Raw genomic sequence first — 25,265 nt, 5'->3', positions numbered from 1 at the left:
CACCCCGAACGGAGCCGCCTCCCCCGGCCGATCCCCAGCGCCCTCCATCCCCGCAGCGAGTGTCCACGACACGCGGGGACCACCCGCCGAGATACCGCGCGTCGTGGACACTCGGCGGGCGAGCGGGGGCGAGCGGGGCGAGCGGGGCGAGAGGCGGGTGCGCGGAAGGGGGCGGGGGGTCAGGCGAGGCCGTGCTCGAAGGCGTAGACGACGAGCTGCACCCGGTCGCGCAGAACGAGCTTCGAGAGGATGCGGCTGATGTGCGTCTTCACGGTGGCCTCGGACAGGAACTCGCGCTGGGCGATCTCGGCGTTGGAGAGGCCGCGGGCGGCGAGGGCGAAGATCTCCCGCTCGCGCTCGGTGAGCTCGGCGAACGCCGCGGGCACGGGTACCGGCGCCGGTGCGCCGAAGTGCGCGAAGAGCTCGCGCGTCGCGGCGGCGGCGATGACGGCCGAGCCCGAGTGGACCGAACGGACCGCCGCGAGGAGGAACTCCGGATCGGCGTCCTTCAGCAGGAAGCCGCTCGCCCCCTGACGGATGGCCCGTGCCGCCGCCTCATCGAGGTCGAAGGTCGTGAGCATGACGATCCGCGGCGCATCGGACCCGAACGACTCGTCGGCCAGGAGCGCGGAGGTGGCCTCCAGGCCGTCCATGACGGGCATCCGGATGTCCATCAGCACGACATCGGGACGGGTGGCGCGCGTCACGCGGATGCCCTCGGCGCCGTCGCCCGCCTCTCCCACCACCTCGAGGTCGGGCTGCGAGTCGATCACCATCCGGATGCCGGCACGGAAGAGGGCCTGGTCGTCGACGAGGACGACGCGGATCGGCGCGCTCATGCGTGGACCGCCTCGCCGGTGCCGACCACCGGCAGCACGGCACGCACCACGAAGACACCGCCGGCGGGCCCGGCATCCACGGTCCCGCCCACGAGCTGGGCGCGCTCGCGCATGCCGATCAGCCCGTGGCCCCGCGCGGACTCGGGCGCGGGCGGGGTGCCGGGCGACGCGGTCGGGTTCTGCACGATGAGCTCCACCCGTCCAGGGTGCCAGGCGATCCGCAGCACGACCGCGCCCGCGGCGCCGTGTCGCAGGGCGTTGGTGAGCGCCTCCTGCAGGATGCGGTACACCGCCAGCTGCACCGCGGCGGGGACGTCGGGGGGAGGCATCGGGCTCACGTCGACGAGCAGCTCGACGCCCGCGGCGCGCACGCGTGCGTACAGCTGCTCGAGCTCGGCGAGGGTAGGCTGCGGCCCGTCGGCCTGGGTGTGCCGCAGCTGCGTGAGCAGCATCCGGACGTCGGACAGGGCGGAGCGCGCCGTCGCGGAGATCGTTCCGAGAGCCGTGGAGGCGACGGCCGGGTCGGCCGCGGCGGCGTACCGCGCCCCGTCGGCCTGCGCGATCACGACCGCGAGGGAGTGGGCGACGACGTCGTGCATGTCGCGCGCGATGCGGGTCCGCTCGCTCTCGGCGGCGGCCGCGGCCTCGGCGAGCTCCTGGGCGATCCGATTGTCGCGCGCCCGGATGCTCGCGCGCACGAGCGCCCCCGCGGTCCACGACAGCAGGAGCGCGAAGGAGGCGGCCGCGAACGTCGCCGCTGTCGCGAACACCACCGTCGCCCCGAGCGACAGCGCGCTCTGCGTCGAGCCGTTCATCAGGATCGGCAGGGTGATCAGGTAGATCGAGATCGCCCCGGCTCCGACCAGGGCGGAGACGAAGCCGATCCAGAAGACGCGCGTCGTGCCGTAGACGGCGGTGGCGTAGAGGATCCCGAAGATCGCGACGTTGGCCGGGAGGGGCGGGAGGGTGAGCGCCATCTGCACGATCGCCGCACCCCACGCGACGGCCAGAGCCCACACGGGCGACCTCCGCCTCAGCGCGAGCGCCGCGGAGAAGACGATCGTCAGGAGCGTCGCCGCGACCAGGTCGAGGCCCTCCGCCAGCACGCGTGAGCCGACCATGCCCCAGCCGGCGATGGTCGCCGCGAAGGAGCAGAGCCCGAACAGCGCCGCGACGACGATGTCGACGGTCAGCTGGGTGCGGGTGAGCGGGCGGAACACCCTTCGACGGTACGCGAACCGGCCGGCGGCGGCATCCGTCGTGCGATGTATCGCGGCGGCCTCAGCCCTTGGCGGAGCCCATCACCGCGGCCGGGTCGGTGAGCGCGCGGTCGAAGATCGGCTCGGTCGCTCCGACGAGTTCGAGCCGGGAGCGCAGGGCCGCCCGCTCGATCCGGACGCTCCGCCGGAACTCGCTGAGCGTGCGCGAGGACACTTCGGCCGACAGACGCTCGCGCTCGACGGACAGCAGCGAGCCGAGGAACCCGCCGAGCACCACGATGCGCGGGTTGAACAGGTGGATGAACGTCGACAGTCCCTCGGCCAGCAGCGCGGTCTGCCGCTTCACCTCCGCGAAGACGCGGGGATCCCGCGACGTCTCGAGCGCGATGTCGAGCTCGTCCTGGTCGATCGTCGTCCTGCCGAGCAGATCGAGCAGTCCGTCCAGACTCACCTCGGCCTCGAGGCAGCCTCGGCGACCGCACCGGCACAGCACGCCGCCGGTCCGGACGAGCGTGTGACCGAGCTCCGCGGCGTACCCGGACGCTCCCTGCAGCGGCACGCCGCCCACGATCACCCCGCCGCCGATGCCGCTGGCGTGTCCGGCGACGTAGACGACGTCGTCGATGCCCTTGGCGACACCGAACCTCGCCTCGGCGATGCCTTCGAGCGTGCAGTCGTTGCCCACGACGACGGGCAGCCCGAGCGCCTCCTCCAGCTGACGGCCGATCGCGACGCCCGACCAGCCGAGCCGCGGCGTCCACCTCACGTCGCCCGACTCCGCATCGACCAGGCCCGGCACCGCGACCCCGATCCCGATGATGCGACGCGGGGCGCGCTCGAAGCGGAACCCGTCGACGATGGACGTCACGTTCCGCACGACGGCCTCGGGCGAGGGGGGCGCGTGGGTGTCGACCCGGACCCGTCGCAGCAGGTCTCCCCCGAGCCCGACGAGGCCCACGGTGATCGCGTCGGCGTCGACGTGGACGCCCACGGCCGCGAAGGCCCGCCCGGGCATGACCATGGGGCTCGGACGCCCGATCCGCCCGTTGGGCTGCGGCGCCTCCTCGGTCACCCATCCCGACTCGACGAGCTCGCCGATCAGCACGGACATCGCCGATCGGCTCAGTCCGGTGAGCTTGGTGAGCTCCGCCCGGCTCGACGGACCCGACCGGTGCACGAGGGTCGCCACGAGCGCGAGGTTGTTCCCGCGCAGGACGGCGTTGCTCGTCGGCGACGCCGTTCCGGGTGGACTGTTCACGCGACTCATCCTCTCCTGTCCCGCACCATCCCGACACGTCGGCGCCTCCCCGACGCGGCACGGTCGGGGAAGCGCCGAGGGCGACGTGTCAGCGGGAGCCGGCGCGCCGCTTGTTGAAGATGTCGAACGCGACGGCCAGCAGCAGCACGAATCCCTTGATCGTCATCTGCCAGGCGGCGTCCACGGACAGGATGGACAGCCCCATGTTCAGCACGCCCATCACGAGCCCACCGATCACGGCGCCCACGACGGTGCCGACACCGCCCTGGACGGCGGCACCGCCGATGAACACCGCGGCGATCGCGTCGAGTTCGTAGTTCTGCCCGGCCGACGCGACCGCGGACCCCGCACGCGCCGTGCTCACGACACCGGCGATCGCCGCGAGCATCCCCATGTTCACGAAGATGAAGAAGGTCACCCGACGCGTCGCCACGCCGGACATCTGCGCGGCGAACAGGTTGCCGCCCATCGCGTAGATGTGGCGGCCGAACACCGTGCGGCTCAGGACGTAGCTGTAGGCGAGGATCAGCACGGCGAGGACGACCAGGATGATGGGCGTGCCGCTGTAGCCGGCCAGCAGCCAGGTCAGCGCCATGATCGCCACGACCGCGATGGCCTGCTTCGCCCAGAACGAGACGCCCGGCTCACGGGGCAGCTCCAGCCGACGGAGGGTGGCGCGCGTCCGCATCTGCTGGACGATGAGCGCCGCCGATGCCAGCAGACCCAGAAGCAGGGTGAAGGCGTCGCGGCCGAGGATCCCGCCCGCGAACCCGGGGATCCAGCCGGCACCGATCGCGGTGAACTCCGGTGGGAGCCCGCTGATCGTGCCGCCCGTCAGGAGCACGAGGGTGAATCCGCGGAAGATCAGCATCCCGGCCAGAGTGACGATGAACGCCGGGATGCCGACGACCGCCACCCAGAACCCCTGCCACGCGCCGACGAGGGCGCCCGTGACCAGGGCGATGATCAACGCGACCCACCAGGGCAGCCCCCATACGTTCATCGCGATCGCGGTGATGGCCCCCACCATGGCGACGACGGACCCGACCGACAGATCGATGTGCCCGGCGATGATGACCATCACCATCCCGATCGCGAGGATCAGCACGTACGCGTTCTGCTGGATCAGGTTGTTGACGTTGCCGGGGAGCAGCAGCCTGCCGCCCGTGAGCACCTGGAACAGCAGGATGATGATCGCGAGCGCGGCGAGGATGCCGTACTGCCGCAGGTTGATGCCGAGCCGGCGGCGAGCCGGAGCGGGGGTCGGTACCCGAGCGGGTGCGGACGAGGAGGTGGCGTTCATCGGACGGGTTCCCTTCCCGCGGTCATGTGGTGCATGAGTCGTTCCTGGGTCGCTTCGTCACGGGTCAGTTCGCCCGTGATGCGGCCCTCGGAGATGGTGTAGATGCGATCGGACAGCCCGAGCAGCTCGGGGAGCTCGGAGGAGATCACGATGATCGCCTTGCCCTGCGCGGCGAGCTCGTTGATGATTCCGTAGATCTCGTACTTGGCGCCGACGTCGATGCCGCGCGTGGGCTCGTCGAGGATGAGCACGTCGGGACCCGAGAAGACCCACTTCGCGAGGACGACCTTCTGCTGGTTACCTCCGGAGAGGTTCCCGGCGAGGACCGAGACCGACGGGGCCTTGATGTTCATCTTGGAGCGGTACGAATCGGCGACCTTGTACTCGCGATACCGGTCGATCACGCCGAACCGGGCGAGCTTCGTCAGCGCCGCCGCCGACACGTTGACCTTGATGTCGCCGATGAGGTTGAGCCCGAACCGCTTGCGGTCCTCGGTGGCGTAGGCGATGCCGTGGCGGATCGCCTCGCTGACGGTGCGGGTCTGGATCGGGACGCCGTCCTTGAACACCCGGCCGCTGATCCCCGTGCCGTAGCTGCGCCCGAAGATGCTCATCGCCAGCTCGGTGCGCCCGGCGCCCATGAGACCGGCGAATCCGACGATCTCCCCCGCACGCACCGAGAACGAGGCGTCCTCGACGACGACGCGTCCGACGTCGACCGGGTGATGGACGGTCCACCCTTCGACGCGGAACCGCTCCGCCCCGATGTGGGGCTCACGGGGAGGGAACATGCTGTTGAGGTCGCGGCCGACCATCGAGCGGATGATGCGCGCCTCGGTGGCATCCGCACCGCGCATGTCGATGCTCTCGATCGTCTTGCCGTCGCGGATGACCGTCACCGTGTCGGCGATGCGACGGATCTCCTTGAGCTTGTGGCTGATGATGATCGAGGTGATCCCCTGCTGGCGCAGATGCTCGATGAGGGCGAGCAGGTGATCGCTGTCCTCGTCGTTGAGCGCCGCCGTCGGTTCGTCGAGGATCAGGAGCTTCACCCGCTTGGAGAGCGCCTTGGCGATCTCCACGAGCTGCTGCTTGCCGACCCCGAGCTCGAGCACGCGCGTCGCGGGGTTCTCGTCCAGCCCGACGCGCGCCAGCAGGCGCGACGCCTCGAGGTTGGTGGCGTTCCAGTCGATCACGCCGAACTTCTGGATCTCGTTCCCGAGGAAGATGTTCTCCGCGATCGAGAGGTAGGGGCTCAGCGCGAGCTCCTGATGGATGATGACGATGCCGTCGGCCTCGCTGTCGTTGATCGAACGGTAGGCGGTCTGCCGCCCTTCGAACTCGACGGAGCCCTCGAACGTGCCCGCCGGGTAGACCCCGGAGAGCACCTTCATGAGGGTGGATTTGCCCGCGCCGTTCTCACCGCAGATGGCATGCACCTCTCCGGGGCGCACGCTGAGCGAGACGCCGTCGAGTGCGCGGATGCCCGCGCCGAACTCTTTGACGATGTCGCGCATGATCAAGATGGGTTGTGTCATGTGGGTTGATCACCTCGCTGTGACGCTGATCGGTCCGTCGGGGGCGGGGTGGGCGCCGTGGCACCCACCCCGCTCCGCTCACAGTCCGACGTCGCTGGCCTTCAGGAATCCGGAGTCGATGAGCTTGGTCTGGACGGTGTCCTTGGTGACGACCTCGGGCTCCAGCAGGTAGGAGGGCACGACCTTCACCCCGTTGTCGTAGGTCTTCGTGTCGTTGACCTCGACCTCGTCGCCGGCGACGATCGACGTGATCATCTGGTGGACGCGGTCACCGAGGGCTCGCGTGTCCTTCCACACGGTCATCGACTGCTCGCCGTTCAGGATCGCCTGGACGTTCGCCTTGTCGGCGTCCTGACCCGTGAGGATCGGGTACGCCGCACCCGGGGTGTAGCCCGCCGACTTCAGCGAGGCGATGATGCCGATCGCGAGGGAGTCGTTGGGCGAGAGCACCACGTTGACCTTCTGGCCGCCGGTGTAGAACGACGACAGCCGGTTGTCCATCTCGGCCTGCGCCTTGTCGGACGCCCAGCCCTGGATGCCGATCGACGCCCAGTCCGCGTTGCTCGCCGGGGCCTTGCCGGACGGGACGACGAGCGCGCCGGAGGTGACGTAGGGAAGCAGGACGTCCCAGGCTCCGGAGAAGAAGAACTTCGCGTTGTTGTCGTCGGGGCTGCCGGCGAACGGTTCGAGGTTGAAGGGTCCGGTCGCGGTCGCGAGATCCAGCTCGTCGGCGATGAACTGCCCCTGCAGCTGGCCGACCTTGTAGTTGTCGAAGGTCGCGTAGTAGTCGACGTCGCCGGTGCCGTTGATGAGGCGGTCATACGCGATGACGGTCGCGTTCTGCTTCTTCGCCTCGGCCAGCACAGGCCCGAGGGAGTCGCCGTCGATCGCGGCGACGACCAGGATCCTCGCGCCGCCGGCGATCTGGTTCTGGATCTGGGAGATCTGCTGGTCGGTCTTGTTGTCGGCGTACTGCAGATCGACGGTGCAGCCGTCCTCCTTCAGCTTCGCCTGCAGCCCCTCGCCGTCGTTGATCCAGCGCTCGAGACTGCGCGTGGGCATCGAGATGCCGACGTTGCACTCTCCGGCCGCGTCGCCGCCCCCACCCCCGCTCGCCGCCGGCGTCGAGGTGCAGCCGGCCAACGCGGTGACCGCGAGGGCGCCGGCGGCGGCGACCGCCGCCAGGCGTGTGAACTTCATCATGTGTGCGTTCCTCTCTGAATGCGTGCCGATCCGCGGACGACCATCGAACGCGGATGCTGACCGATTGTTCACGGCGCGAACATAAGTGAGCCCACGACACCCTGAGACGACGGTGACCCGATCCCCATATGTTGCGCCGGGCAACATTCTGGCAGGGGTCATAGGTTTTCGGCAAGCACAAATTGTCCGCGTCCGCGCGGCCGACCCGCGTACCGGCGTCAGGGCAGGACGGGCCGGTTCTCGTAGAAGGTCTGCAGCACGACCGTGGTGCGGGTGTTGACGGACGCCGCCTGGCGGATGTCGCGGATGAGATCCTCGAGCGCGCGCGGCGATGCGACGCGCGCGAACAGCATGTAGGCGGCCTCGCCGGCGACGGAGTGGCAGGCCTCGATGGCGTCGAGATGCTCCAGCAGCTCGGGCGCATTGTCGGGCTGCCCCGGGTCGAGCGGCGTGATCTCGATGAACGCGGCCAGAGGTCGACCGACCGCCTCCGGGTCGACGACGGCCCGGTACCCGGCGATCACTGCCCGTGATTCCAGGCGCTTCAGCCGCGCCTGCACCGCCGACACGGACAGCCCCACGGACGAGGAGAGCTCCGCGAGCGTGGCTCGTCCGTCGCGGGAGACCGCCGCGACGATCAGGCGGTCGACATCGTCATCCATAGATGGAAGAATACCCGATGCAAGGCACATACGCCGGAATTATTCCTGCATTCGACGATCGGAGGTTCACATGTCCCTGAGCACGTCGCGTACGACGTCCGTCATCGGAGAGCCCGAGGTCGTCGAAGACGACCGAGCGACGACACCGGTCGTCGACGACGACCGAGCGATCCAGGAGCAGCCGGCCTGGCTCGCACTCAAGGAGGCCGCCACATCGCTCCAGCTGCTGCAGGCGCAGGACGGATCGATCCCCGACCCCGACGCGCACCGGCGCGCCGGCGAGCTCGTCGACGTCGTGCGGGCCGCGATCCTCGCGCTGGCGCCGGCGTTCCCGCACGACGCGGAGTACCTCTCGGCCTCCGTCCGCGACCTGGACCGGTGGGCGCGCGACGGCTTCGCGGTCCCCGACTTCCTCGACTCGCTCGTCGCCTTCCAGCCCCAGCGGCACCGCGTCGACGGCCTCGCCCACCTGGTCGTGTTCCCGATGTACACGCAGAACGGCTCCCGCAGCCGACTGTTCGAAGCCGTGCTGTGCGAGGTCATCTGGCCGGAGTTCATCGCGGAGCTCGAGCACACGTACACCAACGCCCTGTTCGTCTCGCTCCGGCTGATCGACTTCACCCCCGGGTACGACACGAACTCCGCCGTGCTCTTCCCCGAGACGGTCGCGATGCGCGAGATCCCCGCCTTCACGTGGGGCGCGATCTTCCAGGACCGCGAGGCGGCGCGATTCCGTCGCGTGGTCGCGGCGGCGGCGGACGTCACGAAGCTCGACCTGCCCGAGGCGGCCGCCCGCCTGCAGGAGGACCAGGCGCTCGCCGAGAAGACGTTCGTCATGTGGGACCTGATCCACGACCGCACGCACATGCGCGGCGACCTGCCGTTCGATCCGTTCATGATCAAGCAGCGGATGCCGTTCTTCCTCTACTCGCTGGAGGAGCTGCGGTGCGACCTGACGGCGTTCCGCGAGTGCGTCGGGATCCAGGCGGCACTGCGCGCACGCGTGGAGGCGGGGGATGCCCTGACCGCGGCCGAGACCGAGATGCTCGATCACGCGCAGCTCGTGCAGTACGCCGTGATCTTCGATCGCGTCTTCCGCTTTGCGATCACGGGATCGCGCGTGCGCAACTACGACGGGCTCGGCGGCCAGCTGCTGTTCGCGTGGCTGCACCAGCGGGGCGTGCTGCACTGGACCGACACCGCGCTGGCGTTCGACTGGGACGAGGTGCCGGCGGCGGTCATCGCCCTGGCGGATGCCATCGACCGCCTGTACTGGGAGTCGATCGACCGACCCAAGGTCGCCCACTGGCTCGCCGCGTACCGGCTCGTGTCGAGCGTGGTCACTCCGCACCCCGCATCGGCGTGGGCGCGCGGCCTGCCCGACGAGGTGCTCGCCGGCCCGCCGAAGGGGTACACGGACGCGGTGCTGGACGACGAGTTCCCCCTCTCGATGTTCTACGAGGCGCTGGAGAAGAAGCTGCGCGGCGTCATCGCCTCGACGGAAGGCATCACCGGGCGGAGCGTCTGATCCGCACCCCTCACTCCTGCGCGGCCACTCCGCCGCGCACCTGAGCGGCGGAGGCGGGACCGGTGGGTGGGTCGTCGCTCTCCGGGGGGACGGGGGCCTCGGCGTACCCGGCGGAGAGGATCCGGTACGCGCGCGTCCCGAAGGCCCACACCCCGACGAGGACCATGCCGAGACCGGCCACGAGGAACACGAGCGCGATCCCCCGGCCCTGCCCGTCGCCGAGGAGCCAGCCCCACGCGGCGCGTCCGGCGTCGGAGTCCATGTACGGGATCACCCAGAACTGCGCGATGGGTGCGATGAGGAACGCCGTGATCGGGGCGGCGCCGGCCTCGAACGTCGCCGCCGCCCCGAACACCCGCCCCTGGGAACGGAACGGCACGACCCGCTGGATGACGGTCTGCTCGGCGGACTCGACGACGGGCACGAGGGCCATGTAGATCCAGATCCCGCCCGCGTACAGCCACCACCAGTCGCGCAGGGTGAAGGCGGCGCCCAGCACGCCCATGAGGATCACGGCCAGCAGCATCGTGCGGATCGGGTTGCGCCCGAGCCCGCGTCGCGCGACGATCGCACCGCCGACGATGAAGCCGGTCGAGGTCGCCCCCAGGACGAGGCCCCACGCCGTCACATCGAAGAGGGTCAGCCCGTACGGGTCCATGAGCGCGAGGTACACGCCGCCGATGAGGTTGTTGAACGTCGAGAACACGATGAGGGCCATCAGGCCCGGCACCGCACGGATGGCGGCGGCCGCGCCGCGGATGTCGAGGGCCCGTCCGCCGGGTGCGGGGTCGGGCTGCTCCTCGGGGATCCTCAGCACGAGCAGATGCACAAGCGCGCCGACCGTCAGGACGAGCGCGATGACGAGCGTCCACCCCATTCCGACGAGACCGATCGCGAGCCCCGAGAAGACGCTCGTCACGAGGAACGCGAGACCCTGGACCGTGCCGACGAGTCCGTTCGCGTTGGCGTGACGCTCGGGCGGCACGAGGAGGGTGACCGTCGTGGACAGCGCGATGTTGCGCAGGTTCTCCACGACCGCGCCGGTCAGCACGACGCCCGAGAACACCCAGAACCAGGGCCCGCCGAGGTCGAGGATGCGCTCCTGCGGCACGAGCAGGAAGACCACCCCGGCGAGGGCGAACGCGCAGAGCGTCACCACGGCCGACAGCACCATCACCCGGTGCTTGCGATGGCGGTCGACGAACGTGCCGAACACCATCCCGAACGCGGCCAGCAGCAGCATGTAGGCCCCGCCGACGATGCCGGTCGCCAACACGGAACGCGTCTCGAGGTAGACCCAGAACGTCAGGGCGAACCACAGGAAGCTCGTGGTGATGTTCGCCACGGCCGTGTTGACCAGGACGCCCAGGAACGTCCGCATGCCGTTCATGAGGGCGAGGCTACCGACCCGCTCGGACATCCGGTACCGGGTCATCCGCGCGGGCGGCGAACTAGGCTGGACGGTCGTGAGCACCCTGCATGACACGAGCGTCCGAGGCTTCGCGAGCGACAACTACTCCGGCGTCCATCCCGACGTCCTCGCGGCGATCTCCGCCGCCAACGAGGGACATCAGATCGCGTACGGGGAGGATGCCTACACGGCGCGTCTGCAGGAGGTGTTCGCCCACCACTTCGGACCGGGGGCGCAGGCCTTCCCGGTCTTCAACGGCACCGGTGCGAACGTCACCGGCCTCCAGTCGATGCTGCCCCGCTGGGGCGCGGTCATCGCGGCGTCCACGGCGCACATCAACGTGGACGAGGGCGGCGCACCGGAGCGGGTCGCCGGCATCAAGATCCTGAACGTCCCCACCCCCGACGGCAAGCTCACCCCCGAGCTCGTCGAGCGGGAGGCCTGGGGCTGGGGCGACGAGCACCGCGCGCAGCCCCTCGTGGTCTCGATCACCCAGTCGACGGAGCTCGGCACCCTCTACACGCCGGACGAGATCCGTGCGCTCGCCGACCACGCGCATGCGCACGGGATGCGTCTGCACCTGGACGGTGCCCGCATCTCGAACGCGGCCGCGGCACTGGACCTCCCGCTGCGCGCGTTCACGACCGACGCCGGCGTCGACGTCCTCAGCTTCGGCGGGACGAAGAACGGCGCGCTCGGCGGGGAGGCCGTCGTCGTGCTCGACCCCGCGGCGTCCGACGGCCTGCTCTTCCTGCGCAAGCTCAACATGCAGCTGGCGTCGAAGATGCGCTTCATCTCGGCGCAGCTGATCGCGCTGCTCGACCCGGAGCACGACCTCTACCTGCGCAACGCCCGGCACGCCAATGCGATGGCGGCCCGCCTGCGCGCGGCCGTCGAGGCGGGTATCGCCGACGGCACGATCTCGGGGGTCGGATTCAGTCAGCCCACGCAGTCCAACGGCGTGTTCGCGACGCTGCCCGCCGGGGTGGCCGACCGGCTGCGCGAGTCGTTCCGCTTCTACGATTGGGGCCCCGCCGGCGGAGGCTCGACGGAGCGCGACAGCGATCCGTCGAGTGCCGGTGGGGAGGAGGCGGCGAAGAACGAGGTGCGGTGGATGTGCTCGTTCGACACCACCGAGGACGACGTCGACGCGTTCGTCGCGGAGCTCGCCCGCCTGACCTGACCCGCGCCGCTCAGCCGGCGAGCCAGGTGCGATACGCCTCGAACCCGTAGGGACGGCCGAGGAACGCGGTCACGAGGTCGGCGGCGTCGCGGCTGCCGCCCGGTTCGAGGATCTCGCGCCGATACCGGGCCGTCACCGCGGGGTCGAGGAGATCCGTCCCGAACGCGGAGAGCAGGTCGCGCGCGATCACGAGGCTCCACTGGTACGTGTAGTAGCAGGCGCCGTAGCCCGTCAGGTGACCGAAGCCCGCGTACGAGTGCCGCCCCGGCAGGGGCTGGACGGCGGAGGTCGCGCGGTACCAGTGGTCGGTCGCCGCCTGCAGGTCGGCGGGGCGGTCGACGTGCAGGTGGTAGGAGACGTTCGCGTGGCCGAGCTGGCGGCGCACCTCGAGGGTCCGGCCGAAGCCGTCGGCGACCCGCATCTTCGCGACGAGCTCCGCGGGGATGGGCTCGCCCGCCTCGTTCACCGCGAAGGAGGCCAGGACGTCCGCATCCCACGCCCACTCCTCCAGCATCTGGCTGGGCGCCTCGACGAAGTCCCACTCCGTCGCGACGCCCGAGAAGCGGGCGAACCGCTGCCGGCCGCCGAGGATGTCGTGCACGAGGTGCCCGAACTCGTGGAAGAAGGTGACGACCTCGTCGTGGGTCATGAGCCCGCGGGAGAAGTTGCACAGCAGCGCCGCCTCCGGCAGGGCGCGACCCTGGATGCCCGGCACGATGCCGAAGCACGCGGCGTGGGTGTACTTCCCCTCGCGCGGGTGGAGATCGAGGTGGATCCGGCCGAGGACGTCGCCCCCGCGCACGACGTCGTACGAGTGCACGTCGGGGTGCCAGGCGTGGGCGTCGACCGGGCGGTACTCCACGTCGAACAGGCGCGCGGTGGTCGCGAGCACGCCGGGGAGAACCCGGTCGAAGGCGAGATAGGACCGCACGAGCTGCGCATCCACGTCGTGGCGTTCCCGGCGCAGAGCGCCGAGGAGGTACGCGAAGTCGGCCGAGGTCACGGCATCCGCGTCCGGGACGTCCTCGCGCAGCCGCTCGAGGAGGATCGGATACTCGGCGTCCGCCGCGGCGGCCGACGCGCCGTCGAGGCGCTCCAGGAACTCGGCGATCGCGTCGCCCGAGCCGATCATCCGGGTCTCGGTCTCGTAGTCCGCCCAGGTGCCGTAGCCGAGGAGCTCGGCGAGCTCGGCACGCACCGACAGCAGCTCGGCGAGGATCGCGTCGTTCTCGGGCCAGGCGAGATCGCTGTACTCCCCCATGATCGCGGTGCGGGTCGCCCGGTCGACCGCGTACTCCCGCACCGGCATCAGGTCGGGGTAGTCGGTCGTGAGGACGACGAGCCCGTCGTCGCCGACGGGATGCGCGTCGAGGAAGTCCTGCGGAAGGCCCGCCAGCGCCTCGGGCGCGACGCGGATCTCGCGCCGACCGTCCCGGATGTTGCGGGAGAACTGGAGCCCGAGCTCGGTGTCGCGGTCGATGAGGGCCCGCGCGCGCTCCCGCTCGGCGTCGGGCAGGTCCACGCCGCCGCGCCGGAAGTCGCGCCGCACCGCGTCGAGGAGCCGGAGCTGCTGGTCGTCGAGCGTTCCCTCGGCCCCCGCGTCGATGGTCCGGAACGCGTCGAAGAGCGCGCGCTGCTGCAGGCGTCCGGCCGACAGCGCCTCCAGACGCTGCACCTCGTCCGCGGCGCGGTCCCGGACCGCGGCGTCGGGGTGGGCCTCGCTCAGCAGGTAGGCCTCGCTCGTGGTCTGCCGGAGAGCCAGATCGGCGTCGTCCCACAGGTCCAGGCGCGCCGCGGCATCCAGCCCGTCGCTGTCCGCGGCGGCGAGGCGCGCGTCGATCTCGCCGACCTGCGCGATCGCGGCGGCCGGCCGCTCGGAGGCGAAGGCGAGCCAGCCCTCGGCGTCGGACGGGAAGGACAGCGGGGCGGGAGCGGTCATGCCCCGAGCCTACGGGCCTGCGCCGACATGTGTCGGGTCAGCGTCCGCCCTCGAGGAAGCGCCGCACCCCGGGACGCCAGTGCCGCGCGACGTACCGGACGGCCTCGTCGACGCCGAAGGAACGGGTGGAGTTCCCCACCCGCACCCACAGGTCGGTCGCGTTCCCCTGCGCGAGGAACACCGGCTCGGGGGAGCGCGGGCAGCCCACGGCGCAGACGGCCGCGCCGTCGATCTCGGCGAAGCGGATCGCCGGGAGGGCCGCGGCGCTGGTGCCGAGAGTCGAGGAGAGCAGATCGCGCAGCCAGAGCTCGAACCGGTCGGCATCCGGCGTGCGCAGCGTCGCGTAGTCGCGGTCCAGTCCCGTCGCCCGCCCGGCGTCGTCGACGCCGATCACGAGCGTCCCGCCGTCGCTGTTGAGGAACGCCGCGACGGTCTTGGCGATGACCGCCTCCATCCGGGCGTCCTTCTTGTCCTCGCGGACGTTCCAGCGCGCGGTCTCCTTGAACTCGACCCGTTCGGACTCGCCCGCCGCGATCAGGGCGGCGATGTCGGGATCGCTCCGGGTGCCCCGCACGACGGCCGCGACGCCCGCCACGAGGAAGCTGAGACCGATGCTGCATCCGACCACGAGGAGGATCGTCGTCGCCATCCACAGCCGCTGTCCGAAGAGGAACAGGCCCGCCAGCAGCAGCCCGAGGCTCATGCCGAGGACGGCGACGATCGTCAGCGTCGAGATCGACAGCGAGATGCGACGGCCGAACAGCCGACGGATGCCCTGGGCGATCAGATAGGAGAGAAGCAGGACGACCGGGAGGGCGCCGGCGAAGTCGACGAGGGTGGGGCTGGCGGGCACGGCGGTCCTCAGCGCAGCGCGCCGACGGAGGCGAGGGCCTGGCGCACGAGCGTCGAGCGGCCTCCCTCCATCTCGGCGGCGAGGGCGTCGGACGACGCCTCCTCCGGGGTCATCCAGGTGACCTCGAGCGCGTCCTGCCGCGGCTCGCACGTGCCGGTGACGGGCACGACGAACGCGAGCGAGACGGCGTGCTGGCGGTCGTCGTGGAAGGCGGTCACGCCCGGCAGCGGGAAGTACTCGGCGACCGTGAACGGCACCGGCTGCGGCGGCAGCAGCGGGAAGGCCATGGGCCCCAGATCGTTCTCGAGGTGTCGGAACAGCGCGTCGCGCACCGTCTCGCCGTAGCGGACGCGGCCGGAGACGATCGACCGGGTGATCTCCCCCAGGGGCGTCGCGCGCAGGAGGACCCCGATCTGGGTGACCTGGCCCATCCCGTCGGTGCGCACCGGCACCGCCTCGACGTAGAGGATCGGCAGGCGCCGCCGCGCCTCGGCGAGCTCGATCTCGGTGAGCCACCCCGGATTGGCGGCGTTGCCCGGGGCCGGTGAGCCGAACGATCCGTCGCCGAGCGGGTGTCCCGACCGGCGCATCCCCGCGAGCGGATCGCGCGGGCTCTCGTCGTCGCGGTCGTTCGGGTCGGGGTCGGGAGTGCGGACGGCCATGCCTCTTGTATACCCGCTCGCACCGCCCGCCGCGCACCGTCCGCGATCGGCCGCCGGTCGCGCACGCCTCCCCCGCGTCGGCGGCTCCTGCCAGGATGGGCACATGGACGCGACCCCGGGCGACGACACGACCAGCGGCGCCGACCTCTCCGCCGGCCGGCCGAGGCTCGACGACGACGCGGTGGTGTGGTCGGCTCCTGTGGCGGACGCCGCCCATCGGCCGCTCCTCGTGCTGCTGCACGGCTACGGCTCGGACGAGCGCGACCTGTTCGGTCTCGCGCCGCACCTGCCGGACGAGTTCCTCGTCGCCGCCGTCCGGGCTCCCCTCACGCCGCCGTTCCCGGCGCCGGGATGGTCGTGGTTCCCGATCGAAGGGCTCCACGCGCGGTCGGCCGCGGCCGCCACCGCGGGTGCCGAGGGCTTCCTCGACTGGCTCGACCGCTCGATCCCGGTGTCGACACCGGTGAGCCTGCTCGGCTTCTCGCAGGGCGGCGTGATCGCTCTGCAGGCCCTGCGCCTGCGTCCCGAGCGCTTCACCGCGGTCGTGTGCCTCGCCGGATTCGTCGCCGACGGTGAGCTTTCGACGGATGCCGCGCTGGCGGAGCTGCGTCCGCCGGTGTTCTGGGGGCGCGGGGCGCGCGACGAGGTCATCCCCGCCGATCGGATCGCCTCCACGACCGAGTGGCTCCCGCGACACGTCGACCTGAGCGGCCGCGTCTATCCCGGCCTCGCGCACAGCGTCTCTGAGGCGGAGCTCGCCGACGTGGTCGCCTTCCTCGGCCGCGCCCTCGACGCGCCGCTGTCCTGACGGGGTCGCGCGAGCGGCGGATCCGCGTTAGCGTGGAGGAGTCCCCGTCCCGAGTGTGAGGAAGACCGTTGAAGGGTTTCGACGCCGCGCTGTGATCCCGCGCTGAGCCGTCGTCCCCTCCGCCTTCCGGATACGGGTCTCCGACGCGCCTGCGCCCCTTTCCGCGCCGGCCGTCGCCCTTCCGTCCGTGCACCTCCGCCGATCGCCGCCGCGCGAGGAGGCGTCACGAGGCGTCCGCGATGGTCGCGCCCCGACGACCGTCCCCGGAGGACACCATGCCCGCATCCCTCTCCCCCCTCTCGCCCGCCCGCCCCGCGATCGTCCTCGACCGGCTGAGCCTGACCTGGCCCGACGGGTCACCCGCCCTGCGCGAGCTGTCCGGGGCCTTCGGCTCCGGCCGCACCGGCCTCATCGGCCGCAACGGCTCGGGCAAGTCGACCCTGCTGGCGCTGATCGCGGGCAGGCTCACCCCGACGTCGGGCTCCGTCGCGACGACCGGCGAGGTCGACCTGCTGCCCCAGCGGCTCACTCTCGACGTGCGGCGACGTGTCGCCGATGTGCTCGGCGTCGGAGACACGCTCGACGCCGTGCGCGCGATCGAGGGCGGCGACGTCTCGCCGCACCTGTTCGACGCCGTCGGCGACGACTGGGACGTCGAGGCCCGCGCGGCGGGCGCGCTCGCGGAGGCCGGCCTGCCGCCGGGCGCGCTCGACCGACGCATCGGCGAGCTCTCCGGCGGCGAAGCGGTCCTCGCCGCTCTCGTCGGCGTCCGGCTGCGCGCCGCGCCCATCGCGCTCCTGGACGAGCCGACCAACAACCTGGACCGCGACGCCCGGCGGCGCGTGCACGATCTCGTGGACCGCTGGCGCGGCACTCTCGTCGTCGTCAGCCACGACCTCGCCCTCCTCGAGCGCATGGACGAGACCGCGGAGCTCTACGCCGGCGAGCTCTCGACGTTCGGCGGTCCGTACTCCCTGTGGCGGGAGGCCCACGAGGCCGAGCAGGCCGCCGCCGTGCAGGCCGAGTCCGCCGCGCGTCAGGCGGTGCGGCGGGAACGGCGCGATCGCCTGCACCAGGACGACGTGCTGCGCGCCCGCGCGGCGATGGGGCGACGGGCGGCGGTCGAGAAGCGCGTCCCGAAGATCGTCGCGAACGCGCGTGCACGCACCGCGCAGGTCTCGGCGGGTCGACTTCGGATCGAGGCGGCCTCGAAAGAGGCGGAGGCCCGCGCGGCCCTCGACGCCGCCGAACGCCGCGTCCGAGACGACGAGGCGGTCCGCATCGACCTGCCCGATCCCGGGGTCGGGTCGGGGCGGCGCCTCGCCGCACTCGGCGACGGCGAGCGCACCTGGGTGCTGCAGGGGCCGGAGCGCATCGCGCTGGTCGGCCCCAACGGCGCGGGGAAGACGACGCTGCTGCGGAGGATGCTCGCCGACGCGGAGGCGTCCCGCACCGGGGCGTCACCCGGGGACGATCCTGATCCGGACCGCCCCCGGGCGAGGGCGCACACGGACCGGATCGGCTACCTGTCGCAGCGCGTCGACGGGCTCGACGACGCGGCGTCCCCACTGGAGAACCTGCGCCGCGCGGCGCCGGGCGTGGGCGACGTCGAGCTGCGCAACCGGCTCGCGCGGTTCCTCCTGCGCGGCGACACCGTCCTGCGTCCGCTCTCGGCGCTGTCGGGAGGGGACCGCTTCCGCCTCGCGCTGGCCTGCGTGCTGATGGCCGATCCGCCGCCGCAGCTGCTCGTCCTCGACGAGCCGACCAACAACCTCGATCTGGACACCGTCGACGCTCTCGTGACCGCCGTCGGCGCGTATCGCGGCGGTGTGCTCGTGGTCAGCCACGACGACGCGTTCCTCGCCCGCATCGGGCCGGACCTCGTGCTCGAGCTGCGCGACGGCGGTCTCCGCGCGCTCCCCGCCCCCTGACCCCCTCCCTCTCCCCCTCGTCCCCGCCTCTTCGCCCGCCGAGTGTCCACGACGCGCGGCGCGGGGCCCCCGGCGCACCGCGCGTCGTGGACACTCGGCGAAGGGGACGGGGGGGGACGTTGGACGGGGGGGGGAGAGGGGCGGGGCGTCAAGGGGGCGCGGGGATGTCGGAGGGGGGCGCCAAGATGGAGGGGTGGGCGACGTGCTCGAACGGTTCGGTCCTGCGACGCAGGACTGGTTCCGCGGCGCCTTCGCAGAACCGACGACGGCGCAGGCCGGCGCGTGGGAGGCGATCTCGCACGGCAAGCACGCCCTCGTCGTCGCGCCGACCGGATCGGGCAAGACGCTGTCCGCCTTCCTCTGGGCGATCGACCGGGTGTTCCGCGAGAAGCCCGTCGCCGAGGTCGACACCGACGCCCGCCCACGACGGCGCCGCGCCGAGACCGACGCTCCCGCCACCCGCATCCTGTACGTCTCCCCGCTGAAGGCGCTCGGCGTGGACGTGGAGCGGAACCTCCGCTCGCCCCTCGTGGGCATCGGGCAGTCGGCGCGGCGGCTCGGGATCTCCGTCCCGGAGGTCACCGTGGGCGTGCGGTCGGGCGACACGACCTCGGCCGACCGACGACGTCTCCTGAGCGACCCGCCCGACATCCTCATCACGACGCCCGAATCGCTCTACCTGATGCTCACGAGCCAGGCGTCCGAGACGCTGCGGAGCGTCCACACGGTCATCGTCGACGAGGTCCACGCCGTCGCGGCCACGAAGCGCGGCGCGCACCTCGCGGTGAGCCTGGAACGCCTCGACGCGCTGCTGGACGAGCCCGCACAGCGGATCGGGCTGTCGGCGACCGTCCGGCCGATCGACGAGGTCGCGCGGTTCCTCGGCGGTTCCGCACCGGTCGAGATCGTCGCGCCGCGGGCGACGAAGGCGTTCGACCTGTCCGTCGTCGTGCCGATGGACGACATGCTGAACCCGCCCCCGCCACCGCGGACCGAGGCGCCCTCCGACGGGGAGTCCCCCGGGGATGGCGAGGGCGACTGGTTCTCCACCCCCGCCCCCACGGAGATCACGGGGTCGGTCTGGCCGCACGTCGAGGAGGCGATCGTCGACCGGGTGCTCGCGCACCGATCCACGATCGTGTTCGCCAACTCGCGTCGCCTCGCCGAGCGGCTCACCGGGCGCCTCAACGAGATCTACGCCGAACGGATCGGCATCGAGACCCCCGCCGCGACGGTGCCCGCCGAGATGATGGCGCAGGCCGGCTCGTCGGCAGGCGTCGAGCCCGTGCTCGCGAAGGCCCACCACGGATCGGTGTCCAAGGAGCAGCGCGCCCAGGTGGAGGACGAGCTCAAGAGCGGCGTCCTGCGCTGCGTCGTCGCGACGAGCTCGCTCGAGCTCGGCATCGACATGGGCGCCGTCGATCTCGTGATCCAAGTCGAAGCACCCCCGTCGGCGGCCTCCGGTCTGCAGCGGGTCGGACGCGCCGGCCATCAGGTCGGCGAGATCAGCCGCGCCGCCCTGTTCCCGAAGCATCGGGGCGACGTCCTGCACACGGCCGTGGTGACCGAACGGATGCTCGCCGGCAGGATCGAGGCGATCGCGGTGCCGAGCAACCCGCTCGACATCCTCGCGCAGCAGACGATCGCGGCCTGCGCGACCGGACCCGTGGACGTCGAGACCTGGTTCGAGACGGTCCGGCGGTCCGCCCCTTTCCGCACCCTCCCCCGTTCCGCGTACGAGGCGACCCTCGATCTGCTGGCGGGCAAGTACCCCTCCGACGAGTTCGCCGAGCTGCGTCCCCGCGTCGTGTGGGATCGCGACCACGGCACGCTTACCGGGCGTCCCGGTGCGCAGCGCGTCGCGGTCACCAGTGGCGGCACGATCCCCGACCGCGGTCTGTTCGGCGTGTTCGTGGCGGGCGAGACCCGCAACGCCCGCGTCGGCGAGCTCGACGAGGAGATGGTCTACGAGTCCCGCGTGGGCGACGTGTTCACCCTCGGCACGACCTCGTGGCGCATCGCGGAGATCACGCACGACCGCGTCAACGTGCTGCCCGCGTTCGGCCAGCCCGGAAAGCTGCCGTTCTGGCACGGCGACGGGCTCGGCCGCCCCGCCGAGCTCGGCGAGGCCCTGGGGGCGTTCTCGCGCGAGATCGCGGGCGCGACGACCGAGAAGGCCGAGGCGCGGCTGCGCGAATCGGGACTCGACGACAACGCCATCGGCAACCTGCTCTCGTACCTCGCCGAGCAGAAGGAGGCCACCGGCACGCTGCCCACCGACAGGACGCTCACGGTGGAGCGCTCGCGCGACGAGGTCGGCGACTGGCGGATCATTCTGCATTCCCCCTACGGCATGCACGTCCATTCGCCCTGGGCGCTGGCGGTCAACGCGCGTGTGCGGGAGCGTCTCGGAGTCGACGGATCGGCGGTGGCGAGCGACGACGGCATCATCGTGCGCGTACCGGACGCCGAGAGCGAGCCGCCCGGTGCGGAGCTGTTCGTCTTCGAGCCCGACGAGCTCGAGCAGATCGTCACCGACGAGGTCGGAGGCTCGGCGCTGTTCGCGTCGCGCTTCCGCGAGTGCGCGGCGCGAGCGCTCCTGCTCCCCCGCCTCAATCCGAACAAGCGGTCGCCGCTGTGGCAGCAGCGGCAGAAGTCGGCCCAGCTGCTGGAGGTCGCCAAGAACCACCCCACGTTCCCGATCATCCTCGAGACGCTCCGAGAGGTGCTGCAGGACGTGTACGACCTGCCGGCGCTGCTGCGGATCGCGCGCTCGATCGGCGATCGCCGCATCCGCCTGGTCGAGACGACGACCTCGCAGCCCTCTCCGTTCGCGCGCGACCTCCTGTTCGGATATGTCGGCGCGTTCATGTACGAGGGGGACTCCCCGCTCGCCGAACGTCGCGCCGCGGCGCTCTCGGTCGATCCGGCGCTCCTGTCCGAGCTGCTCGGCAAGGTCGAGATGCGCGAGCTGCTCGACCCCGGAGTCATCGCCCAGTTCGAGGCCGAGGTGCAGCGGCTCGCCCCGGGGCGTCGCGTCCGCGGCGTCGAGGGCGTCGCCGACCTGTTGCGACTGCTCGGTCCGCTGAGCGCGGACGAGGTGGCCGCCCGGCTCGAGGCCGTGCCGGACGCGGACACGGGCGCGGCGGATCCGGCCGCGGACGAACCGGGTGCGGCGGATGTCGCCACCGCGGCCGCGTTCGTCCAGGAGCTGGTCGATGCGCGTCGGGCCATCACGGTCACGATCGCGGGCGCCCGGCGGGTCGCCGCGATCGAGGACGCCGGACGTCTGCGCGACGCCCTCGGGATCGCGCTGCCGGTCGGCATCCCGCACTCCTTCCTCGAGCCGCTCACGGACCCGCTGGCCGAGCTCGTCGCCCGCCACGCGCGCACGCACGGCCCGTTCCGGACGGCCGATGTCGCCGGCCGCCTCGGCATCGGCACCGCGGTCGCGCGTCAGACGCTGCAGCGGCTCGAGTCCCAGGGCCGGCTGACGAGCGGGTTCTTCCTGCCCGAGAGCCCTCCGCCGAGGGCCCCCGACACCGGCGCGAGCGCCGCCGACGACCTCGAGTGGTGCGACGCGGAGGTGCTGCGCCGACTGCGGCTGCGGTCGCTCGCCGCGATCCGCGGCACGGTCGAACCCGTGCCGCCCGAGGCGTTCGCCCGCTTCCTGCCCGCGTGGCAGCACGTCGCCGGCTCGGCGGGAGGACGCCCGCACGAAGGGATCGACGGCGTGCTGGCCGTCGTCGAACAGCTCGCCGGGGTGCCGCTGCCCGCGAGCGCCTGGGAGTCGCTCATCCTGCCCCAGCGGGTGCGCGACTACGGCTCCACGATGCTCGACGAGCTCACGGCGACCGGCGAAGTGGTCTGGTCGGGCCACGGGTCACTCCCCGGGCGCGACGGCTGGATCGCCCTGCATCCGGCCGACACCGTGGCGCTGACCCTCACCCCTCCCGACGACCCGGCACCGCCGTCCGACCTCGAGCAGCGCCTGATCGACCGGCTCGCGGGCGGCGCGGCCTACTTCGCCGCGCAGCTGGCCGCGATGGTGGGCGCCGAGAGCGAGCAGGCCGTCATCGAGGCGCTGTGGAACCTGACCTGGACGGCTCGGGTGACCAACGACACCTTCGCCCCCGTCCGCGGGCTGCTCGGCGGAGGGTCGCAGGCCCATCGGACGGTGCGCCGGGCCCCGCGCGCACGGATGTTCCGCGGTTCGCCGTTGGCGGCCGTGCGCACCGCGTCCGCCGCTCCGCAGCGGCCTCCCCTGATCGGGGGGCGCTGGTCGCTGCTGCCGGAGCCGAGCGAGGATGCCGCCGTACGCGCGGCGGCCGCCGCGAGCCTGCTGCTGGAGCGCTACGGAGTGGTGACGCGCGGCAGCGTGCAGAACGAGGGCGTGCCCGGCGGCTTCGCACAGGCCTACCGGGTCCTGGCGGGGTTCGAGGAGGCCGGGCACACGCGACGCGGCTACTTCGTGGAGAAGCTGGGCGCCGCGCAGTTCGCCGTCTCGGCGACGGTCGACCGGCTGCGGGAGTTCGCCGCCCTCCCCGACCCCGCACCGCGGCAGGCGCTGACCCTCGCCGCCACGGACCCCGCGAACCCCTACGGGGCGGCCCTCGGCTGGCCCTCGCTCGACGGCGTCGCCCACCGCCCCGGGCGCAAGGCCGGCGGGCTCGTGACCATCGTCGACGGCGCCCTCGTGCTCTACCTCGAGCGGGGCGGCCGATCGGCGCTGGCGTTCAGCGACGACGAGGACGTGCTCGCCGCCGCCGCGCGCAGCCTCGTCGACACCGCGCGCTCGCGCCGGCTGGACACCCTCACGGTCGAACAGGTGTCGGGCGCGTTCGTCTACGGCACGGCGGCCGGGCGCGCGCTCCTGACCGCCGGCTTCGTCGAGTCGAGCCGCGGGCTCACCCTGCGGCGGCAGCGGTGAGCGGGATCGTGCGCGGGCCGGGGGTGCGGGATGCCTGAGGGCGACACCGTCTTCCGTGCCGCCCGGCGCCTGCACGAGGCGCTCGCCGGGCAGGAGGTGACCCGCTTCGACCTGCGGGTGCCGCGGTACGCCACGGCGGACCTCACCGGCGAGGTCGTGCGGGGCGTCGTGGCGCGGGGCAAGCACCTGCTCATGCGGATCGGGGCGTACACCCTGCACTCCCACCTGAAGATGGAGGGCCGCTGGCTCGTGTACCGGCCCGGCGAGCGCTGGAGCGCGCCCGCCTTCCAGGCGCGGGCGATCGTCGGCACCGCACGCGCCGTCGCCGTGGGCTTCGAGATCGCGATGGTCGACCTCGTCCCGACCGCCGACGAGGACGAGCTCGTCGGGCATCTGGGGCCGGATCTCCTCGGCCCCGACTGGGACGCGGCCGAGGCCGCGCGGAGGATCGCCGCCGACCCGCGCGCCGCGCACGTGGCGATCCTCGATCAGCGGAACCTCGCCGGCCTCGGCAACGAGTACGCCAACGAGCTGCTGTTCGTCCGGGGCATCCCCCCGACCCGTCCGGCGACCGAGATCGACGCGGCGGGGCTCGTCGACACGGCTGCCCGGATGATCCGCGCCAACCGGGACCGCAGCGGTCGCACGTTCACGGGCGACACCCGGCCGGGCCGTCAGAACTGGGTCTACCGCCGCGAGCGGCAGCCGTGCCGGCGCTGCGGCACCCCGATCCGGCGCACCGAGCTCGGCGCGACCGAGACGAGCGAGCGCATCGTCTTCTGGTGCCCGCGCTGCCAGGCCTGAGCGCCCGGTCAGTGCCCGAGGTAGCGGCCGGGCCGATGGTTCAGGGCGAGCACCAGGTTCAGCAGGACGGCGCCGACGGCGCTCATGAGGACGTTCGGCCAGGGGATCACGAGGAGTGCGGAGAGGATGATCGCGAGGTCGAAGATCATCATCGTCCACCCGGCGCGGAAGCCCGTGCGGTCCTGCACCTCGAGACCGATGATGTTGATGCCGCCGACGCTGGACCGGTGCCGGAACAGGATCAGCACCCCGACCCCCGCGAGGAGGTTCCCCGTGAGCGTCCCGTACCAGGGATCGATGCTCCCGATCGGGAACAGTCCGTCGTGCAGCGGCGCCCACGCCGACACGAGGGCGATGGAGACGATCGTGCGGAGGGTGAAGTCCCACCCGCGCCGCCAGACCGCCAGCAGGGCGAAGGGCACGTTGATGACGGCGAAGAGCAGCCAGAACGGCCACGCGGTCGCATAGCCGAGCAGCAGCGACAGTCCCGCGGTCCCGCCGGTCACCGCGTGCGCCGCGTGCAGCAGGTGCAGGCCGAGCGAGGCCAGGAAGGTCCCGGTGCCGATGCCGAGGACGTCCTCGACCAGGGAGTGCTCGTGCGCTTTGGCGTCGAACACGAGCGAGGGCGACGTCGTGACGTCGGCGCCGGGTTCGCCGGAGCCGCGGGGCGGGCCGGGAAGGCTCTCGGGGCCGGGATGCGCGGACGTCACGGCATCCATCCTCTCCCCCCGCGAGGGAATGAACGGCGCCGGCGCACCGTTGGACCAGGCAGGAGGATCTCAGTGGGCAAGAACTACGTCGACATCGAGGACGATCAGGGCCGGACCCTGCGCTACCGCAAGCACGTCAACGGGCGCGGCCTCATCGCCAACGGCGCCAAGGTGCACGCGAGCGCGCTCGTCGAAGCGGGCGCGTACGTCGAACCCGGCGCCCAGATCGCCGCCGGTGCGCACATCGGGCGCGGCGTCTGGGTGGAGCCCGACGCCGTCATCGGTCCCGATGCCCAGATCGCCCCCCACGCGCACATCGGATCCGGCGCCGCGATCGGGTCGGGCGCCAAGATCGGCGTGCGCGCCGTCGTCGGCGCCCACGCCCGCGTCGCCGGAGGGTCCCTCATCGCCGACGACACGCAGATCGCGGACGGAGAGCGCGTCGCCACCGACCGGCGGGGGCTGCACCTGGCCGCCTGACCC

The 25,265-nt window shown here is 72.1% G+C and carries 19 protein-coding genes; 7 read left to right on the top strand and 12 right to left on the bottom strand.

Going from position 1 to position 25,265, the window contains the following annotated elements; translation table 11 throughout:
• Nucleotides 1-179: 179 nt before the first annotated feature.
• The 7 genes from WFI00_RS03890 to WFI00_RS03860 all read right to left on the bottom strand — a co-directional run bounded on the left by WFI00_RS03890 (nt 180) and on the right by WFI00_RS03860 (nt 8,023).
• Nucleotides 180-839 carry a response regulator transcription factor gene (locus WFI00_RS03890; RefSeq protein WP_336630672.1) on the bottom strand — a complete coding sequence of 220 codons (660 nt, stop codon included), beginning with the start codon at nt 837-839 and terminating at the stop codon, nt 180-182.
• Nucleotides 836-2,059, bottom strand: coding sequence for a sensor histidine kinase (locus WFI00_RS03885; RefSeq protein ID WP_336630671.1), 1,224 nt, complete (start codon nt 2,057-2,059; stop codon nt 836-838). The genes WFI00_RS03890 and WFI00_RS03885 overlap by 4 nt, the downstream gene beginning before the upstream one ends.
• A gap of 61 nt (nt 2,060-2,120) precedes the next feature.
• Complete coding sequence (locus tag WFI00_RS03880) at nt 2,121-3,317, bottom strand: ROK family transcriptional regulator (protein WP_336630670.1); 1,197 nt, start codon at nt 3,315-3,317, stop codon at nt 2,121-2,123.
• A gap of 88 nt (nt 3,318-3,405) precedes the next feature.
• Nucleotides 3,406-4,620, bottom strand: a complete 1,215-nt coding sequence (gene mmsB / locus WFI00_RS03875; protein WP_336630669.1) for a multiple monosaccharide ABC transporter permease — start codon at nt 4,618-4,620, stop codon at nt 3,406-3,408.
• On the bottom strand, nt 4,617-6,158 hold the full coding sequence (mmsA, locus tag WFI00_RS03870; RefSeq protein WP_336630668.1) for a multiple monosaccharide ABC transporter ATP-binding protein: 1,542 nt from the start codon (nt 6,156-6,158) through the stop codon (nt 4,617-4,619). The genes mmsB and mmsA overlap by 4 nt, the downstream gene beginning before the upstream one ends.
• Before the next feature lie 78 nt (nt 6,159-6,236).
• Nucleotides 6,237-7,358, bottom strand: a complete 1,122-nt coding sequence (gene chvE / locus WFI00_RS03865; protein ID WP_336630836.1) for a multiple monosaccharide ABC transporter substrate-binding protein — start codon at nt 7,356-7,358, stop codon at nt 6,237-6,239.
• Between the two features lie 221 nt (nt 7,359-7,579).
• Nucleotides 7,580-8,023 (bottom strand): Lrp/AsnC family transcriptional regulator, encoded by a 444-nt coding sequence (locus WFI00_RS03860; protein WP_336630667.1) that lies wholly within the window; start codon nt 8,021-8,023, stop codon nt 7,580-7,582.
• A 70-nt stretch (nt 8,024-8,093) separates the two neighbouring features.
• On the opposite strand from WFI00_RS03860, the gene WFI00_RS03855 reads away from it, so the two are divergent.
• Nucleotides 8,094-9,551, top strand: coding sequence for a DUF6421 family protein (locus WFI00_RS03855; RefSeq protein WP_336630666.1), 1,458 nt, complete (start codon nt 8,094-8,096; stop codon nt 9,549-9,551).
• 10 nt (nt 9,552-9,561) lie between these two features.
• On the opposite strand, the gene WFI00_RS03850 is transcribed toward WFI00_RS03855, so the two are convergent.
• Nucleotides 9,562-10,932 (bottom strand): MFS transporter, encoded by a 1,371-nt coding sequence (locus WFI00_RS03850; RefSeq protein WP_336630835.1) that lies wholly within the window; start codon nt 10,930-10,932, stop codon nt 9,562-9,564.
• Nucleotides 10,933-11,017: 85 nt separating this feature from the next.
• Between WFI00_RS03850 and WFI00_RS03845 the strand changes: the two genes are divergently transcribed.
• A complete protein-coding gene (locus WFI00_RS03845) occupies nt 11,018-12,145 on the top strand; it encodes a threonine aldolase family protein (RefSeq protein ID WP_336630665.1) in 1,128 nt (375 codons plus the stop codon).
• Between the two features lie 10 nt (nt 12,146-12,155).
• Here WFI00_RS03845 and WFI00_RS03840 read toward each other — a convergent pair whose 3' ends face one another.
• Genes WFI00_RS03840 through WFI00_RS03830 form a run of 3 tightly spaced genes read right to left on the bottom strand, consistent with a single transcriptional unit; the run spans nt 12,156 to nt 15,599 of the window.
• On the bottom strand, nt 12,156-14,084 hold the full coding sequence (locus WFI00_RS03840) for a M3 family metallopeptidase (RefSeq protein WP_336630664.1): 1,929 nt from the start codon (nt 14,082-14,084) through the stop codon (nt 12,156-12,158).
• A gap of 37 nt (nt 14,085-14,121) precedes the next feature.
• Nucleotides 14,122-14,937, bottom strand: coding sequence for an AlbA family DNA-binding domain-containing protein (locus WFI00_RS03835; RefSeq protein WP_336630663.1), 816 nt, complete (start codon nt 14,935-14,937; stop codon nt 14,122-14,124).
• 8 nt (nt 14,938-14,945) lie between these two features.
• Complete coding sequence (locus WFI00_RS03830; RefSeq protein WP_336630662.1) at nt 14,946-15,599, bottom strand: NUDIX hydrolase family protein; 654 nt, start codon at nt 15,597-15,599, stop codon at nt 14,946-14,948.
• Nucleotides 15,600-15,702: 103 nt separating this feature from the next.
• On the opposite strand from WFI00_RS03830, the gene WFI00_RS03825 reads away from it, so the two are divergent.
• From WFI00_RS03825 to WFI00_RS03810, 4 genes are all read left to right on the top strand, one after another.
• Complete coding sequence (locus tag WFI00_RS03825; RefSeq protein WP_336630661.1) at nt 15,703-16,407, top strand: alpha/beta hydrolase; 705 nt, start codon at nt 15,703-15,705, stop codon at nt 16,405-16,407.
• Between the two features lie 275 nt (nt 16,408-16,682).
• Nucleotides 16,683-18,338 (top strand): ATP-binding cassette domain-containing protein, encoded by a 1,656-nt coding sequence (locus WFI00_RS03820; RefSeq protein ID WP_336630660.1) that lies wholly within the window; start codon nt 16,683-16,685, stop codon nt 18,336-18,338.
• Nucleotides 18,339-18,531: 193 nt separating this feature from the next.
• Complete coding sequence (locus tag WFI00_RS03815; RefSeq protein WP_336630659.1) at nt 18,532-23,268, top strand: ATP-dependent helicase; 4,737 nt, start codon at nt 18,532-18,534, stop codon at nt 23,266-23,268.
• Nucleotides 23,269-23,298: 30 nt separating this feature from the next.
• On the top strand, nt 23,299-24,072 hold the full coding sequence (locus tag WFI00_RS03810) for a DNA-formamidopyrimidine glycosylase family protein (protein ID WP_336630658.1): 774 nt from the start codon (nt 23,299-23,301) through the stop codon (nt 24,070-24,072).
• Nucleotides 24,073-24,080: 8 nt separating this feature from the next.
• On the opposite strand, the gene WFI00_RS03805 is transcribed toward WFI00_RS03810, so the two are convergent.
• Nucleotides 24,081-24,689, bottom strand: a complete 609-nt coding sequence (locus WFI00_RS03805) for a YitT family protein (protein ID WP_442928294.1) — start codon at nt 24,687-24,689, stop codon at nt 24,081-24,083.
• A 165-nt stretch (nt 24,690-24,854) separates the two neighbouring features.
• Here WFI00_RS03805 and WFI00_RS03800 point away from each other — a divergent pair, with 165 nt between their 5' ends.
• Nucleotides 24,855-25,262: a transferase gene (locus WFI00_RS03800; RefSeq protein WP_336630656.1), complete on the top strand. Its 408-nt coding sequence runs from the start codon at nt 24,855-24,857 to the stop codon at nt 25,260-25,262.
• The last annotated feature ends 3 nt before the right edge of the window (nt 25,263-25,265 follow it).

It is taken from the genome of Microbacterium sp. MMO-56 (assembly GCF_037146215.1).
In the GTDB taxonomy this organism is placed as follows: Bacteria; Actinomycetota; Actinomycetes; order Actinomycetales; family Microbacteriaceae; genus Microbacterium.
Note: the sequence above shows the minus strand (reverse complement) of the source record. Positions and strands in the feature narration are given on the sequence as shown.

What these genes read in the sequence shown, in the direction of transcription:
- WFI00_RS03890 (WP_336630672.1), bottom strand. Translation starts at nt 839, where the DNA reads ATGAGCGCGCCGATCCGCGTCGTCCTCGTCGACGACCAGGCCCTCTTC.
- mmsB (WP_336630669.1), bottom strand. Translation starts at nt 4,620, where the DNA reads ATGAACGCCACCTCCTCGTCCGCACCCGCTCGGGTACCGACCCCCGCT.
- mmsA (WP_336630668.1), bottom strand. Translation starts at nt 6,158, where the DNA reads ATGACACAACCCATCTTGATCATGCGCGACATCGTCAAAGAGTTCGGC.
- chvE (WP_336630836.1), bottom strand. Translation starts at nt 7,358, where the DNA reads ATGAAGTTCACACGCCTGGCGGCGGTCGCCGCCGCCGGCGCCCTCGCG.
- WFI00_RS03860 (WP_336630667.1), bottom strand. Translation starts at nt 8,023, where the DNA reads ATGGATGACGATGTCGACCGCCTGATCGTCGCGGCGGTCTCCCGCGAC.
- WFI00_RS03855 (WP_336630666.1), top strand. Translation starts at nt 8,094, where the DNA reads ATGTCCCTGAGCACGTCGCGTACGACGTCCGTCATCGGAGAGCCCGAG.
- WFI00_RS03850 (WP_336630835.1), bottom strand. Translation starts at nt 10,932, where the DNA reads ATGCGGACGTTCCTGGGCGTCCTGGTCAACACGGCCGTGGCGAACATC.
- WFI00_RS03840 (WP_336630664.1), bottom strand. Translation starts at nt 14,084, where the DNA reads ATGACCGCTCCCGCCCCGCTGTCCTTCCCGTCCGACGCCGAGGGCTGG.
- WFI00_RS03830 (WP_336630662.1), bottom strand. Translation starts at nt 15,599, where the DNA reads ATGGCCGTCCGCACTCCCGACCCCGACCCGAACGACCGCGACGACGAG.
- WFI00_RS03825 (WP_336630661.1), top strand. Translation starts at nt 15,703, where the DNA reads ATGGACGCGACCCCGGGCGACGACACGACCAGCGGCGCCGACCTCTCC.
- WFI00_RS03820 (WP_336630660.1), top strand. Translation starts at nt 16,683, where the DNA reads ATGCCCGCATCCCTCTCCCCCCTCTCGCCCGCCCGCCCCGCGATCGTC.
- WFI00_RS03810 (WP_336630658.1), top strand. Translation starts at nt 23,299, where the DNA reads ATGCCTGAGGGCGACACCGTCTTCCGTGCCGCCCGGCGCCTGCACGAG.